15 protein-coding genes are annotated in these 15,111 nt (G+C 38.8%); 9 read left to right on the forward strand and 6 right to left on the reverse strand.

The window, feature by feature from the left end:
- Positions 1-11: 11 nt before the first annotated feature.
- The 4 genes from KSHG_RS03475 to aceA all read right to left on the reverse strand — a co-directional run bounded on the left by KSHG_RS03475 (position 12) and on the right by aceA (position 4,105).
- Positions 12-671: a potassium channel family protein gene (locus tag KSHG_RS03475; RefSeq protein ID WP_010301882.1), complete on the reverse strand. Its 660-nt coding sequence runs from the start codon at positions 669-671 to the stop codon at positions 12-14.
- A gap of 46 nt (positions 672-717) precedes the next feature.
- On the reverse strand, positions 718-960 hold the full coding sequence (locus KSHG_RS03480) for a hypothetical protein (RefSeq protein WP_010301885.1): 243 nt from the start codon (positions 958-960) through the stop codon (positions 718-720).
- A gap of 127 nt (positions 961-1,087) precedes the next feature.
- On the reverse strand, positions 1,088-2,683 hold the full coding sequence (gene aceB / locus KSHG_RS03485; protein ID WP_010301886.1) for a malate synthase A: 1,596 nt from the start codon (positions 2,681-2,683) through the stop codon (positions 1,088-1,090).
- A 150-nt stretch (positions 2,684-2,833) separates the two neighbouring features.
- Complete coding sequence (gene aceA / locus KSHG_RS03490; RefSeq protein WP_010301888.1) at positions 2,834-4,105, reverse strand: isocitrate lyase; 1,272 nt, start codon at positions 4,103-4,105, stop codon at positions 2,834-2,836.
- A gap of 197 nt (positions 4,106-4,302) precedes the next feature.
- Here aceA and KSHG_RS03495 point away from each other — a divergent pair, with 197 nt between their 5' ends.
- The 9 genes from KSHG_RS03495 (at position 4,303) to KSHG_RS03535 (ending at position 12,510) form a co-directional block, all read left to right on the forward strand.
- On the forward strand, positions 4,303-4,971 hold the full coding sequence (locus tag KSHG_RS03495) for a LytTR family DNA-binding domain-containing protein (RefSeq protein WP_010301889.1): 669 nt from the start codon (positions 4,303-4,305) through the stop codon (positions 4,969-4,971).
- 304 nt (positions 4,972-5,275) lie between these two features.
- Positions 5,276-5,818, forward strand: coding sequence for a helix-turn-helix domain-containing protein (locus tag KSHG_RS03500; protein ID WP_010301892.1), 543 nt, complete (start codon positions 5,276-5,278; stop codon positions 5,816-5,818).
- A gap of 17 nt (positions 5,819-5,835) precedes the next feature.
- On the forward strand, positions 5,836-6,942 hold the full coding sequence (locus tag KSHG_RS03505; protein WP_010301894.1) for an ABC transporter ATP-binding protein: 1,107 nt from the start codon (positions 5,836-5,838) through the stop codon (positions 6,940-6,942).
- Positions 6,932-7,756, forward strand: a complete 825-nt coding sequence (locus tag KSHG_RS03510; protein ID WP_010301895.1) for an ABC transporter permease — start codon at positions 6,932-6,934, stop codon at positions 7,754-7,756. Before KSHG_RS03505 ends, KSHG_RS03510 begins: the two co-directional genes overlap by 11 nt.
- A complete protein-coding gene (locus KSHG_RS03515) occupies positions 7,743-8,531 on the forward strand; it encodes an ABC transporter permease (protein WP_010301898.1) in 789 nt (262 codons plus the stop codon). The genes KSHG_RS03510 and KSHG_RS03515 overlap by 14 nt, the downstream gene beginning before the upstream one ends.
- A 3-nt stretch (positions 8,532-8,534) precedes the next feature.
- Positions 8,535-9,611 (forward strand): ABC transporter substrate-binding protein, encoded by a 1,077-nt coding sequence (locus KSHG_RS03520; RefSeq protein WP_010301902.1) that lies wholly within the window; start codon positions 8,535-8,537, stop codon positions 9,609-9,611.
- Between the two features lie 289 nt (positions 9,612-9,900).
- A complete protein-coding gene (locus KSHG_RS03525; protein WP_010301904.1) occupies positions 9,901-10,743 on the forward strand; it encodes a CAP domain-containing protein in 843 nt (280 codons plus the stop codon).
- Positions 10,744-10,787: 44 nt separating this feature from the next.
- Complete coding sequence (locus KSHG_RS03530) at positions 10,788-11,117, forward strand: hypothetical protein (RefSeq protein ID WP_010301907.1); 330 nt, start codon at positions 10,788-10,790, stop codon at positions 11,115-11,117.
- A gap of 226 nt (positions 11,118-11,343) precedes the next feature.
- Positions 11,344-12,510 carry an MFS transporter gene (locus tag KSHG_RS03535; protein WP_010301912.1) on the forward strand — a complete coding sequence of 389 codons (1,167 nt, stop codon included), beginning with the start codon at positions 11,344-11,346 and terminating at the stop codon, positions 12,508-12,510.
- A gap of 641 nt (positions 12,511-13,151) precedes the next feature.
- Here KSHG_RS03535 and KSHG_RS03545 read toward each other — a convergent pair.
- On the reverse strand, positions 13,152-14,279 hold the full coding sequence (locus KSHG_RS03545) for an N-acetyldiaminopimelate deacetylase (RefSeq protein WP_010301915.1): 1,128 nt from the start codon (positions 14,277-14,279) through the stop codon (positions 13,152-13,154).
- Positions 14,280-14,340: 61 nt separating this feature from the next.
- Positions 14,341-15,054: a 2,3,4,5-tetrahydropyridine-2,6-dicarboxylate N-acetyltransferase gene (gene dapD / locus KSHG_RS03550; protein WP_010301918.1), complete on the reverse strand. Its 714-nt coding sequence runs from the start codon at positions 15,052-15,054 to the stop codon at positions 14,341-14,343.
- Between the last annotated feature and the right edge of the window lie 57 nt (positions 15,055-15,111).

The following is a 15,111-nucleotide window of genomic DNA, read 5'->3' on the forward strand; positions in this document are numbered from 1 at the left end:
GCTTTTATATATTAATGTAGCATTTTCTTTTCAAAACGATTAATATCATCATCTGCTCCGATAACGATTAAAACATCACCTTCGTGAATAATTTCATCTGCTTGTGGCGATACGATGACATCATGGTCTCGTTTAATTGCCATAATATTAATCCCGTAGCGCGCACGAATGTCCATTCCGATAATCGTATGACCTTCCAAGTGATGCGTCGCTTTAATTTCGACAATCGAGTGTTCATCGGATACTTCTAAATAATCCAATACGTTGTTCGATAGCATATTATTCGCAACACGAATGCCCATATCACGTTCTGGATGGACGACGTGATCCGCTCCAATTTTCCGCAACACTTTCTCATGATAATCATTTTGAGCTTTGACGGTAATTTTCGGTACGCCGATTTCTTTTAAAATAATCGTCGTTAAAATACTCGCTTGAATATCATCACCGATAGCAACGATGACATGTTCAAAATTACGAATACCTAATTGTTTTAAAACAGTTTCATCTGTCGTGTCAGCTGTGACCGCTTCTGTTGCAATTTGTGCAAACTCATTCACTCTTTCAGTTGATTTGTCGATAGCCATAACGTCTGCACCTTGATCGACTAATTCATTCACGATACTACCGCCGAAACGACCTAAGCCGATGACTACGAATTCTTTTTCCATTCAATTCCCTCAACTCTCTAGGCAATTGCCTACATATTCTCTATTGCTAGCGTTGTTCTTCACCCGAATCGGTAAGAGGATGCGCGGGGCGAGATTGACAACGTTCGCATTCTGGTTCGTCACATGTAATTTCAATCCATTCATTGCAAACCGAGCAATACAATGCATCGTACAAATCTGAAAATCGTAACAATTGAATGCAAGTTGGACAATAATCTCGTAAATCTTCTACGTCTATTAAACGACGGTTAATGGCTAAAAATACGCCTTCAATTGCTGCCTTCTCCATGTTCGTGCCCCCTACTATAATTGTAGTATAGCACATAAAAAAGCAAAGAAACTGTTTCGAATCACCTTTCAAAAACAGTCCCTTTGCCTTTTTAAATTTATCGTCATAAATAAAGAGCAGCTAAAATTTAAGCAAGTTGTTTATAACCAGATAATGTTAAAAACTCTTCAAATTCTTCTTGTTTTACTAAATTGCTGAAAATCGTTTCGGCTTCATTGAATTTCGATGATTGGAACACATCTTCCCCGAATTGCGCACGCAGTTTTTGCATTTCTTCGGCAATCGTTTGTTCAACGAGTTCCCACGTAATAGCACGACCATCCGTTAATTGTCCTTTCGGATGACGAATCCACTGCCATACTTGCGTTCTTGAAATTTCAGCAGTCGCTGCGTCTTCCATTAAGTTATGAATTGGCGCAGCACCTTGCCCTCTTAACCACGATGCGATGTATTGAATGCCGACGCTACAATTCATACGCAATCCTTCTTCGGTAATCGTGCCAACGGGTACTTCTAATAAATCTTTCGCTTCCACGCGTACATCTTCACGTTTCTTATCAATTTGATTTGGCGCTGGCATATACAAATTGAATTGCTCTAATGCGACAGGTACAAGTCCTGGATGTGCAACCCACGTCCCGTCATGACCGTCCATCGCTTCTCGTTTTTTATCTTCACTCACTTTCGCATAGGCTGCATCGTTCGCTTCTGGATCATCTTTAATCGGAATTTGTGCCGCCATACCACCGATTGCAGGTGCATTGCGCTTATGACATGTCTGAATACAAAGCGACGTATATGCACGCATGAAAGGTGACGTCATCGTTACTTGACTGCGGTCTGGTAAAATAACGTCTTCTTGATTACGCTGACGTTTAATATAGCTAAAAATATAATCCCAACGACCACAATTCAGACCAGCTGAATGCTCGCGTAACTCATATAAAATTTCATCCATTTGGAATGCGGCAGTAATCGTTTCGATTAGTACCGTCGCTTTAATCGTTCCGCTCGGGATGTCTAATGCCTCTTCCGCAAAATTAAATACGTCATTCCACCAACGTGCTTCTAAATGATGTTCTAATTTTGGTAAATAGAAGTATGGACCTGTTCCGTGTTCTAACGCAGCTTTTGCGTTATGGAAAAAATATAAACCAAAATCGAATAAACTTCCAGACATCGGCTCTCCATCAATTTCAAGATGCTTTTCACTATAATGAAGCCCTCTCGGACGAACGAGTAACGTCGCTGTTTCGTCATTTAATTGATATTTCTTACCCGAAGCATTCGTAAATGAAATCGTACGACGAATCGCATCCACCATATTTAGCTGTCCTTCAATCATATTGGACCACGTCGGACTTGTCGCATCTTCAAAACAAGCCATAAACATCTTCGCTCCTGAATTCAGTGCATTAATAACCATTTTACGATCAACAGGACCTGTAATTTCAACGCGACGATCTTGTAAATCTTCCGGTAATGGCGCAATCGTCCAATCCCCTTCACGAATCGCCTTCGTTTCTTCTAAAAAGTCTAACTGTTCCCCTGCATCTAGACGTTTTTGTGTTTCTTCACGCGCTTTTAATAATTCTAAACGGCGGCGATTAAATTGTCGTTGAAGTGACGCTAAAAATTGTAGTGCCTCTTGTGTTAATAAGCGGTCCGTTTGTTCATTTTGTTCCCCTGTAATACGAATATGTGAAGTCGTTTGTTGTTGCATATAACATTCCCCTTCCCCTTTTAGATATAAAAACAATCTATATTGCGGTTGTAAGCGACTTACTTCCGACAGCACGTAGAATATGGAGGCGCTCCTTCTCCTACGTACCTATGCAAAAGTGCATCCCGCAATATAGATTATTTAGCTAAATTAAAATTGTGCTGTTTCAGTTGATCCAGCCATCGCTGTAGTTGAAGACGTACCACCTGAAATAACTTGTGACACTTCGTCGAAATAACCTGTCCCAACTTCACGTTGATGTTTCGTTGCTGTGTAACCTTTTGCTTCAGAAGCAAATTCTGCTTGTTGCAGTTTAGAATATGCAGCCATCCCGTTGTCTTTGTAATCGTGTGCAAGCTCGAACATTGAGTGGTTCAATGCGTGGAAACCTGCTAACGTTACGAATTGGAATTTGTAGCCGAGTTTTCCTAATTCACGTTGATACTCTGCAATTTCTTCTGTCGATAAATTCGCTTCCCAGTTGAAAGATGGTGAACAGTTGTACGCTAACATTTTCCCTGGGTATTGCTCATGAATAGCATTCGCAAATTGACGTGCTTCTTCTAATGAAGGTTTTGAAGTTTCACACCAAACTAAGTCTGCGTACGGTGCGTATGCTAAACCACGTGCAATCGCTTGATCGATTCCTGGGTTCGTGCGGTAGAAACCTTCTGGTGTACGTTCTCCCGTTAAAAACGGTGCATCGTAAGGATCGATGTCCGACGTAACCATATCTGCTGCATCTGCATCTGTACGCGCAATAATAACTGTATCAACGCCCATTACGTCTGCTGCTAAACGAGCGGCTACAAGGTTTCTTACAGCTGTTTGTGTCGGTTGTAACACTTTACCACCTAAGTGACCGCATTTTTTCTCAGAAGCTAATTGATCCTCTAAGTGAATACCTGCAGCACCTGCTTCAATCATCGATTTCACAAGTTCAAATACGTTTAGCGGACCACCAAATCCTGCTTCAGCATCCGCTACAATCGGTGCAAACCAATCAAATTCACCGCCGCGTCCCTCTGCTGTATCAATTTGATCTGCACGTTGTAATGTTTGGTTAATACGTTTCACTACTTGTGGTACAGAATTAGCCGGGTATAATGATTGGTCTGGATACATATTACCTGATAAATTCGCATCTGCTGCTACTTGCCAACCTGATAAATAAATCGCTTGTAACCCTGCTTTTACTTGTTGCATCGCTTGATTTCCTGTTAATGCCCCCAACGCATTAATGAAAGGCTCTGTATTTAATGAATTCCAAAGTCGATTTGCACCACGTGTTGCGAGCGTTTGTTCAATTAAAACAGAACCGCGTAATTTTAAAACTTCCTCTGCATCATATGGGCGCTCTACCCCGTTAAAACGCGCTTCTTGCCATTGTTGTTGTAATTGTTGTGCTGTTTGATTTGTCATAATTAATTCCTCTCCCTCATATCCATTAAATTACAACCCCTGCCACTTGTTGCATAACAGTTATTGTTTGTTGTAAACTACTATATAACAACGTTATTTTTTTGTATTATTTTTTAGACGAAACGACATTTTTCGGCGATAAAACGTTATAATTCTAGATGGAAGCGTTTTATTTCTAATTTAAAGGAGTGGTACAGATGACGATAATAGAACAAATTTTACAACCTGTAATAGAACAGTATGAATGTTTATGGGATGATTGGATTCCAAAAGATGCGACTGTCGCCATTGCGTATGCAGATCGTTACATTTATTACGCACCGAAACAGTTTGATATTCACGTACAAATTGGTAGCCCGCTTCCTGAAACGAGTATTGCTTATGAAACAATTCAACAGCAAAGAAAAATTAGCCACACCGTTACACATGCCGAATCCGGTATCGATTATTTCGGCATCGGTTATCCGATTACATTAAACGGTCAACAAGCTGCACTCATCGTCGTCTTACCTCCTACTTATAAGCAGCCGACTACCGTTCCACTAAAATTTATTACAGGACGAATGGAAGACGAATGGCTCCCAATTCCGATTGAGAAGGCAAGTTATTTTGAAAGCTACAATAAGAAAAATTGGTTGTACGTTCAAAAAGAAATGTTTCAAATTTCACTAACGATGAATGAACTTGAACGACGATTAACGGATGATTTTGTTCGAATTCATCGTTCTTACATTGTGAACATTCATGCGATTGAGAAAATCTCAAAAGATATGACGAATAATTTAATTGTCATTACAAAAAGCGGTAGCTCGCTTCCTGTGAGTCGTACACATGCTTCCAAACTACGAAAAATTTTAGAATTTTAATCCTTTTTCTATATAAAAATCGCTAACACGTCGTATTAGTTACTTCGTGTTAGCGATTTTTATTTTCGAGGCCTACACCTACTCCACTGCAAGTATTTTCGTTTTCATTTTTTTAATTGCAATATGATTGTAATATTCTTTTTTTCATGAAAATGGTTGAAAAAAACGATAATTTTGTATAATTATAGTCGTTTGAGTAAACTTTAAGTTTTGTTAAAGTAAACTTTTGTTATTTTTAGTTTCGCAAAAGTAAACTTTCTTTACTTAAAGTTTACGAATAGTAAATAAACGAGGAGCACCTATTATGCAAATCGGAAAGAAAATTAAACGCTTACGCTTAAAAAAAGGTCTCACTCAAGAGGAACTTGGAGAACGTACCGATTTAAGTAAAGGCTATATTTCTCAACTTGAACGAGATTTAAATTCTCCTTCAATTGAAACACTGTTCACACTTTTAGAAGTGCTCGGTTCTACGCCGAAGGAATTTTTCGATGATGAAATCGACGAACAAAAAGTCGTGTACAACGAAGATGATCAAACAATTTATAGTGATGAAGAAAAAAATTATCGTATTCAATGGTTAATTCCGACATCCAATGAAAAGGAAATCGAACCAGTTCTACTGACATTCGGTCACCGTGGTGAATTTAAGCGTTTTGAGCCATCACAGTCTGAAACATTTATTTACGTTTTAGAAGGTCGCGTTCGAATCGAACTCGGAAAAGAACACTATACCGCCTCCAAAGGGAACGCCGTATATTTTGAAGCATCTGATTCTCATCAATTATTTAACGACTGTGATGGACGAACAGAGTTACTACTCGTTGTCACAGATTCTTATTTGTAATAAAGGGAGGCATACAATTGTCACAAAATACGATTATTCGCTTTGATGGCGTTTCTAAATCTTATAATGACGGCACAGTCGTGTTAAAAGATATTAGTTTTGAATTAGAAAAAGGAAAGTTTTACACACTACTAGGTCCTTCTGGCTGTGGTAAAACGACCATTTTACGCTTAATTGCCGGCTTTATGGAGCCGTCAAAAGGTGATATTTATTTTAACGGTAAAAAAATCAATAACGTACCAGCGAACGAACGCCAAGTAAATACGGTATTCCAAGACTATGCGTTATTCCCTCACTTAAATGTTTTTGAAAACGTCGCTTTTGGATTACGTATTCAAAAGAAAAAAGAAAAAGAAATTAAAGAGCGTGTAGAAGAAGCACTTCGCTTCGTCAACTTAGCCGGTTACGATCAACGGGACATTCAAGAAATGTCTGGTGGACAACGCCAACGTGTCGCAATTGCGCGTGCCATCGTAAACGACCCAGAAATCATTTTATTAGATGAACCGTTATCAGCGCTTGATTTAAAACTTCGTACAGAAATGCAATATGAGTTACGTGAATTACAACAACGCCTTGGCAAAACATTCGTTTTCGTAACACATGACCAAGAAGAAGCACTTGCTATGAGTGATGAAATTTTCGTCTTAAACAAAGGGAAAATCCAACAAAGTGGCTCCCCTGTCGATATTTATGATGAACCAATTAACCGCTTCGTTGCAGATTTTATCGGCGAATCAAACATTATTAACGGCATTATGGAACGCGACTTCTACGTAAACATTAATGGAAAATCTGTCGAGTGTGTCGACCAAGGCATTCCTGCTAATGAAAAAGTCGATGTTGTCATTCGTCCTGAAGATTTAACGATTACGACTGTCGAACAAGGTACTTTAACAGTTACAGTTGACACACAATTATTCCGTGGTGTTCATTACGAACTTTCTACGTACGATGAAGATGGCAATGAATGGCTCGTTCACTCATTGAAAAAAGCCGATGTTGGTGCAAAAATCGGTTTAGATTTCGAACCAGATGCCATCCATATTATGCGTCCAAACGAAACGGAAGAAGAATTCGATGCCCGTCTCGAATCTTACGGAGATGAAGAACATGCAAAGTAAGCGCGGTAGTTTAACACTCGTTCCATATTATATATGGATTGCGCTCTTTGTTATTGCACCGATTATTCTCGTTGGCTATTATTCTCTTCTTGATTTAGATGGTCATTTTACATTAGAAAACTATCAAAACTTTTTCACACCGGTTTATTTAAAAATGACGTTGAGTTCGTTCTGGTATGCATTTATTATTACAGTCATTTGCTTGCTTATTTCTTACCCAGCCGCATTTATTATTTCTCGTTTGAAAAACAAACAACTTTGGCTCATGTTAATCATCATTCCATCATGGATTAACCTCCTGTTAAAAACATATGCTTTTATCGGGATTTTCGGTCAAAGTGGTCCAATCAATGCATTCCTATCGACGATTGGTTTTGAAAAACAACAAATTTTATTTACGAGCGTTAGTTTCATCTTCGTATCGGTGTATATTTTTATTCCGTTTATGATTTTGCCAATCTTTAACTCTGTTGATAAATTAAATCGTGGGTTACTTGACGCTTCTCGTGATTTAGGAGCGTCTCGCCTTTACACGATTCGTCGCGTCATGATTCCACTAACGATGGACGGCATTAAAGCTGGGATTCAGGCCGTCTTCATTCCGGCACTTTCTCTCTTCATGATTACACGCCTAATTGCCGGAAACCATGTCATTACACTCGGTACAGCGATTGAGCAACAATTCCTCGTAACTCAAAACTGGGGAATGGGTTCAACGATTGCCGTCTTCTTAATCATTTTCATGTTCATTATTATGGTCATTACAGGTGAACAGAAGAAAAAGAAAGGAGCTGCTCGTAATGGAAAAAATTAATAAGCGTTCAAAACTTTATTTAACACTCGTTTTCATCGTGTTGTACGCTCCTATTTTCTTCTTAATTTTTTATTCATTCAATAGTGGGGATTCGATGACGAACTTCCAGTCATTCACACTAAGCCATTATAAAGATGTTTTCTCAGACAATCGTCTCGTTGTCATTTTATTAAATACGATTGTCGTTGCCCTATTGTCTGCATTATTTGCGACAATTATCGGTACGATGGGTGCGATCGGAATTCAAACGATGCGCAATCGTAAATTACGCAACACTGTTTTATCATTAAACAACATCTTAATCGTAAGCCCTGACGTTATTATCGGTGCTTCTTTCTTAATTTTATTTACGATGATTGGATTAAAACTCGGCTTTATGTCCGTTTTACTAAGTCATATCGCCTTCAGTATTCCAATCGTTGTCATCATGGTCTTACCGAAAATGCAAGAAATGTCGAATTCATTAATCGACGCAGCACTTGACCTTGGTGCTTCTAAAAAAGAAGTGTTAACACGCGTTATTTTACCGTATATCCAACCCGGGATCTTCGCTGGATTTTTCATGGCTTTAACGTATTCACTAGATGACTTTGCTGTTACATTTTTCGTTACCGGCAATGGCTTCTCAACATTATCCGTCGAAATTTACTCAATGGCACGTGCCGGTGTATCCTTAACGGTCAATGCGATTAGTGGTCTCGTATTCGCAGTAACAATGCTTCTTGTAATCGGTTACTACTTCGTAACGAATCGTAAAATGAAAGGAGTGCGCTAACATATGAAAAACCTCGTAAAAGCTTCCATAGCTATTTTAGTCGTTTGTGTTGCGCTAATCTTCATTACGAAATCGCTCGATACGAACGCTTCAAAATCAGGGAAAAACATTTTAACTGTTTACAACTGGGGAGAATATATCGACCCTGCACTACTGAAAAAGTTTGAAAAAGAAACAGGCATTCACGTCGTTTATGAAACATTCGATTCGAATGAAGCGATGATTACAAAAGTGGAACAAGGTGGTACGAATTACGATATCGCTATTCCTTCTGAATATACGATCGAACAAATGAAAGAAAAAGATTTATTACTTCCTGTCGATCATTCAAAAATCCCGAACTTAAAAAATATCGAACCTGATTTTTTAAATTTAGATTTTGATAAAAACAATTCCTATTCCATCCCTTATTTCTGGGGTACAGTCGGAATCGTTTACAACGAAAAAATGTTAACGAAAAAACTAGATTTCACTTCTTGGGATCAATTATGGGACCCTTCTCTTAAAGGAAAAGTATTACTCGTCGATAGTGCGCGTGAAGTACTCGGTATGAGTTTGAATAGTATGAATATGTCTTTAAATGAAACCGATTCTACTAAGCTTCAAAAAGCGACAGACAAATTAATCGACCTGTCACCGAATGTGCAAGCTGTCATCGGTGATGAAGTAACACAATTAATGGTCAACGGTGATGCTCCTGTAGCACTGACGTGGTCGGGACAAGCGGCTGATATGATGTACGATAACGAAGACTTAACATATACTGTACCGGATGAAGGCTCTAACTTATGGTTTGATAATATGGTCATTCCGAAAACGTCTAAAAACGTAGACGGTGCACACAAATTCATCAACTTCATGTTAGATCCTGAAAACGCTGCTCAAAATGCCGATTACGTAGGTTATTCAACACCAAACAAAGCGGCACTAAAATTATTAGATCCCGAAGTAACGAGCGATGAACGCTATTACCCTTCTGCAGAAGTGCGTAAAAACCTTCACGTTTACAAAAACTTAGGAAAAGAAAAAATCGGCGAATACAATGAACTATTTTTGAAATTTAAAATGTCATTGAAATAGACCTATTTTTCCAGAAAAAGTCCTTCAACATATGTTGAAGGACTTTTTTAATGAACGCTGTCTCCTGTTTATTCATTTGTTCAAATTAACAATTTTATTAATAAATCCCATTTTTAAATGTGTATAGTTATGAATCTATTTTCAAACAAATGAAAAAAAGATAGTATGACAAACATTCGATGCATAAATCTTTCTCATTTTAAGTCCCATCACTCATAAATAGAATAACGAGTACGGCTCATTTTTTTCTGTTTTTCATTTGCTATACTGACTTTCGGGAGTGAAACAAATGAAAAAGACACTTGCAGTTTTCGCATTAACTGCCGCACTATTTACGAGTGCAACAACAGCATCAGCAGAAGGAATCACAGGTAAAGTTCCATCTGAGAAAACGATAAATACATATCTTACGAAACACCCTCTAGCACTATCTGAAGAACAAAAATACATAACAAAAACTTCTTCAAAAACAGTCGGTAAAACAGACAATACCGCTGCACTTAACTCATTAAACTTCGTGCGTCTTCTTACTGGCTTACCTCAAGTGAAAGAACACAAAAACTTTTCGAACATCGCACAAACAGCGGCTTATTTAATGGATAAAAATAAAACACTTGCTCACCAAATTAGCGTTCCTGTAGGCATGAGCAGTACGAGCAAAACGTATCGAAAAGGGGCACTCGGTGGCTTATCTAGTAATATTGGTGTCGGCTATCCAAACATTCAGCGTTCGATTCTCCAAGGTTATATGTATGATGGTGGCGGAAATATGTCGGCTGTCGGACATAGAAAATGGTTATTGAACCCTTCTCTTCGTTCTACTGGATTCGGTAAAGTAGGTGCTTACACAGCGAACTACGTCTTCGACAACAAAGCGACAGTTAATCAACAATTAAAAGGGCTTTATAAATGGTCCGCAGCTGATTTAAATGAACCTGGTGGTTGGGGCTTAACAGCAAAAAATTATGCATCTGCGAAAATCGCTTGGCCTGCGCAAAGTATGCCGACACAACTCATGACAACGTCGACACCTTTCTCTTTATCTCTAGGCAAAAACTTTACGATTTCAAACAAAGTAAAAATCACGATGAAAAACGCAAAAAAACCGTTTCTATTACGTCTAACAATTTAAAAAAAGGGCAACATTATAGTGTCAGCCCTTCTGGTTACGGATATATGAACGCCATTGTTTGGAAGCCAAACACAACTGATTTTGCTTATAAAGCTGGCGAAACGTATACAATCAAAATTACCGGCTTATTGAAAAACAATAAAGCGACGACGATCAATTACAAAGTGAAGTTCTTTAATTTAGCTACTGCATTACCAAAACCAACGTTACCAAAAACGATTTCATTGAAAAAAGGAAAATCGTATACATTCTCAACATTGAAACGCTTTGATTATGAAACATCACCGAACGTTTCTGTAAAATCGAGCAATAAAAAACAAAAGTATCGAATACGTATACGATTAAAGCTATTTCAAAAGGAACGTCTTACGTAACTGTAACGAATAAGGCGAAAAAACAAACACAAAAAATTAAAGTAACAATTAAATAATAATGAAAAACCTCATCAAATATGTATTCGATGAGGTTTTTCATTATTATCATCTTTTTCCTTCTACGACTTTTTACTGATTTCGTTCAGTATAGTTGCGATGCGATTTCTCGTAAGGCTATAATCAACTTACAGTACTCATTTTTTATGGAGTAATCGGAGGGGAAAAGATGAAACATCCACGCTTTACTTTAGTTTTATTAATGTTCATTATGTTCATTACGATGAGCGGTATCGGACTAATCATTCCTATAATGCCCGCTTATTTAAAAACATTCGGGGCAGCCGGTCAAGTACTCGGCTTTTTAATCGCCGTTATCGCTTTCGCACAATTTATTTTTTCCCCACTCGCAGGAAATTTATCCGATCGAATCGGTCGTAAAAAATTAATTGTCGTCGGGTTATTAATTACAGGGATTGCCCAAATCGGCTTCGCTTTATCAGGTCATTTATTTGAACTTTTTTTATGGCGTTTCTTAACTGGCGTCGGAGCGGCTTTCATTATGCCTTCTGTTATGGCATATGCCGCCGATATTACAACGCTTGAAACGAGAGGGAAAGCAATGGGACTCATCGGCGCAGCCATTTCATTTGGCTTCATGATTGGACCCGGAATCGGGGGTGCACTTTCAAACGTAAACTTGCATTTTCCATTTTACGTAGCTGGTTCAGCAGCAATCATTACGAGTTTACTCGCACTCCTCTTCCTTACGAACATCATACCGAAAGTACCTGCTGCAAAATCGTCGAACAACATCGTGAAAGAAATTATTCGCTCGACGAAAAAACCGTACTTCATTATGCTCGTTGTCGTATTTATTTTTTCATTCGGTATCGCTAATTTCCAAGCGACATTATCGATGTACTTAACGTATAAATTTGATTACTCAGCAAACGATATTGCCATCTTAATGACTGTCGGTGGATTTGCCGGTGTCATTATACAAGGTGTATTACTGAGCCGTCTGTTTAAAAAATTCGGTGAATTAAACATCGTATTATGGAGTTTACTCGTTGCCGCAGTCACATTTATTTGTATGATTTTCGTAAGTGGCTACTTCCTTATTTTATTCGTCGCAACAATTTTCCAAATTGCAACGACATTAATTCGCCCAGCAATCAATACACTCGTTTCCAAATCCGCTGGGGACGAACAAGGTTTTGCTGCAGGAATGAATACCGCTTATATGTCACTTGGAACGATGGTAGGTCCTGCACTTGCAGGAACACTACTCGATTGGAAATTAGATGCACCATTCGCACTCGGCGCAGTCATTTTATTCATTGGCTATCTCGTACTACGTCAATGGACGAAAAAAAAATCCAGTCTCAACTGAAGCATAATAAAAAGAAATGAGAACATAAAAAGGAAAAGACACTTTCAAAGGGATCAAATCTTTGGAAGTGTTTTTTGATGGAAAAAATATTCATACGAAACAAAAATGAAAGTGATGAACGTATGTGGAATTAAAAATGACAGGCAACTTTATCAGTAGGCAAATTAGTATGAAAAGGTGGAGTTGCGTCGTTTACAACAACTAATCGGTAAACAAGATCGTGTCGGAAAAGAACCGTTTGAAGAAAAATTAATTGAAACGTTCCATGCCATGCCTAACGTGCGAAACGTTTGATTTTGAATAGCTTTTGAGAACAACAAATGACATTGTCGTTCAAAGCGTTCAAGCATACATCAACTACTGTACGAATACTCGGATTTTAGCAAAGTAAAACCATCTTTCTCCAGTACAATACCGAAAAAAGATGGTTCAATAAGAATTTGACGGCGACTCCTAGTGAGCAGAAGACCCTATAGTAAGCTTGCGAGCGAGGAGGCTTTTGCCATGCCCCAGAGGAAAGCGTCCGTCACATTTAGCTTAAAAGAAGTGTCTTTTTCACTGTCTCACTTTCATGGGTCAGTTCATCATTCACGTCTTTTCTTATTTGACTAAAGTTTCATTCCAGCCTCTTTTTATATTATTTATTCCCCTTTGAACTGTCTTAAAAATCCGGCAACAAATTGTGTAGTAATCGGTAATAAACGCTCATCTGGGCTCATTTTTGCATCGTGTAATCCGTACGGTGTATTCGCACCTGCCCAAAACATTGCGCCAGGTAACTCTTTCAAGAAGAAACCAAAATCTTCCCCGGTCATCGCAGCATCACATTCGTACGCTGTCACACCTTCGACTTCACTCGCATACCGTAACAGCGCATTCGCACTTTTCTCTTCATTGAACACTTGATAATAGCCAGAACCCCAGTCAATTGTTACTTCACAATCGTACGCTATTTCTGTTGCTTTACATAATTTCGTAATACGCTCTTTAATCAACGTCATTGATTCAGCAGACATCGTGCGAATCGTTCCTTCTAAACGAGCATTCGCCGCAACAATGTTTTGAACGACACCACTCGTCATTTTACCAATCGTCACGACACCGCTATCGAGTGGATCGATATTACGGCTAACAATCGTTTGCAACTGCAAAATTAAATTCGCGGCAACGACCGTCATGTCTTTCGTTAAATGCGGACGCGCTGCATGGCCACCTTGTCCTTTCAAATCAATGAAAAGTTCAGACGTATTTGCAAAAAGCATCCCCGGTCTTGTCGCTACTGTACCAACAGGATATTCTGGTGCGATATGACAAGCAAATATGTAGTCTGGCACAAGTTCTGGACGCGATTCTTTTAAATAAGCAAGCATCGGTTTTGCTCCACCCGGGCTTTCTTCTGCTGGTTGGAAGTAAATAATCATCGTTTCATCTGGTTGTTCTTTTGCAAAATCTGCTACAAGTCCGAGTGCAATCGTCATATGACAATCGTGTCCACACGCATGCATATAGCCTTCGTGTTTTGACGCAAAAGGAAGATCCGTCTCTTCTGCAATAGCAAGTGCATCAATATCTGTACGCCAGCCAATTTTTAACGTTGGATTTTTCCCTTCAATTTTTAAAATAATCCCCGTACGCCACGTCTCTACCTCAAAATAAGGCTGTTTGACTTGTTCAATCGCCGCTAATAAATAGTGCTGCGTTTTGAATTCTTCAAAGCCGACTTCTGGAATTTGATGTAAGTCTCGACGCATTTCTACTAATGGTTTCATCTAAACACTCCTATTTATAAAAAAAGCCGCCTCAAATAAACAATTGAGGCGACTTACTTTATTAAATTTTACGCAAGTCTTGCATAATTTCAGTTTTTGATTTTGTTTTTTCATCGATTTCTTTAATAACACGTGCAGGTACGCCCGCAACGACTGTGTATGCAGGAACATTTTGTGTCACGATTGCTCCAGCTGCAACAACTGCACCTTCACCGACGTGTACGCCTTCTAAAATAACCGCATTGGCACCGACCATTACATTCTTCTCAAGAATAACAGGATCTGCGCTTGGTGGCTCAATTACGCCGGCTAAAACAGCGCCTGCGCCTACGTGACAATCTTCGCCAACTGTTGCACGACCGCCTAATACAGCGTTCATGTCAATCATCGTACGTGCGCCAATTTCTGCACCGATGTTAATGACTGCACCCATCATAATGACCGCATTATCACCGATTGTTACTTCATCACGAATAATTGCACCTGGCTCAATGCGAGCATTAATACCTTTTAAGTCCAATGTTGGAACTGCTGAATTACGTCGATCATTTTCAACAACATAATCTTCAATTGTTGTTGCGTTTGCTTCTAATACAGGCGCAATTTCTTGCCAGTTGCCGAATACGACCGCTGTATTTCCTTCGCCGAACACTTGGCTTTCTTCACCGTATGATAACTTCGCAACACCTTCACCTTTAACGTAAACTTTGACCGGTGTTGCTTTTTTAGCATCCGCTAAATATTGAATGATTTCTTGTGCAGTTAATTTTTGCATTGAGACGTGCCTCCTATGTATTAAATGAATTAATATACATTGTACACGACTTTTTCA

The sequence above is a fragment of the Kurthia senegalensis genome, from assembly GCF_000285595.1.
Lineage (GTDB): Bacteria > Bacillota > Bacilli > Bacillales_A > Planococcaceae > Kurthia > Kurthia senegalensis.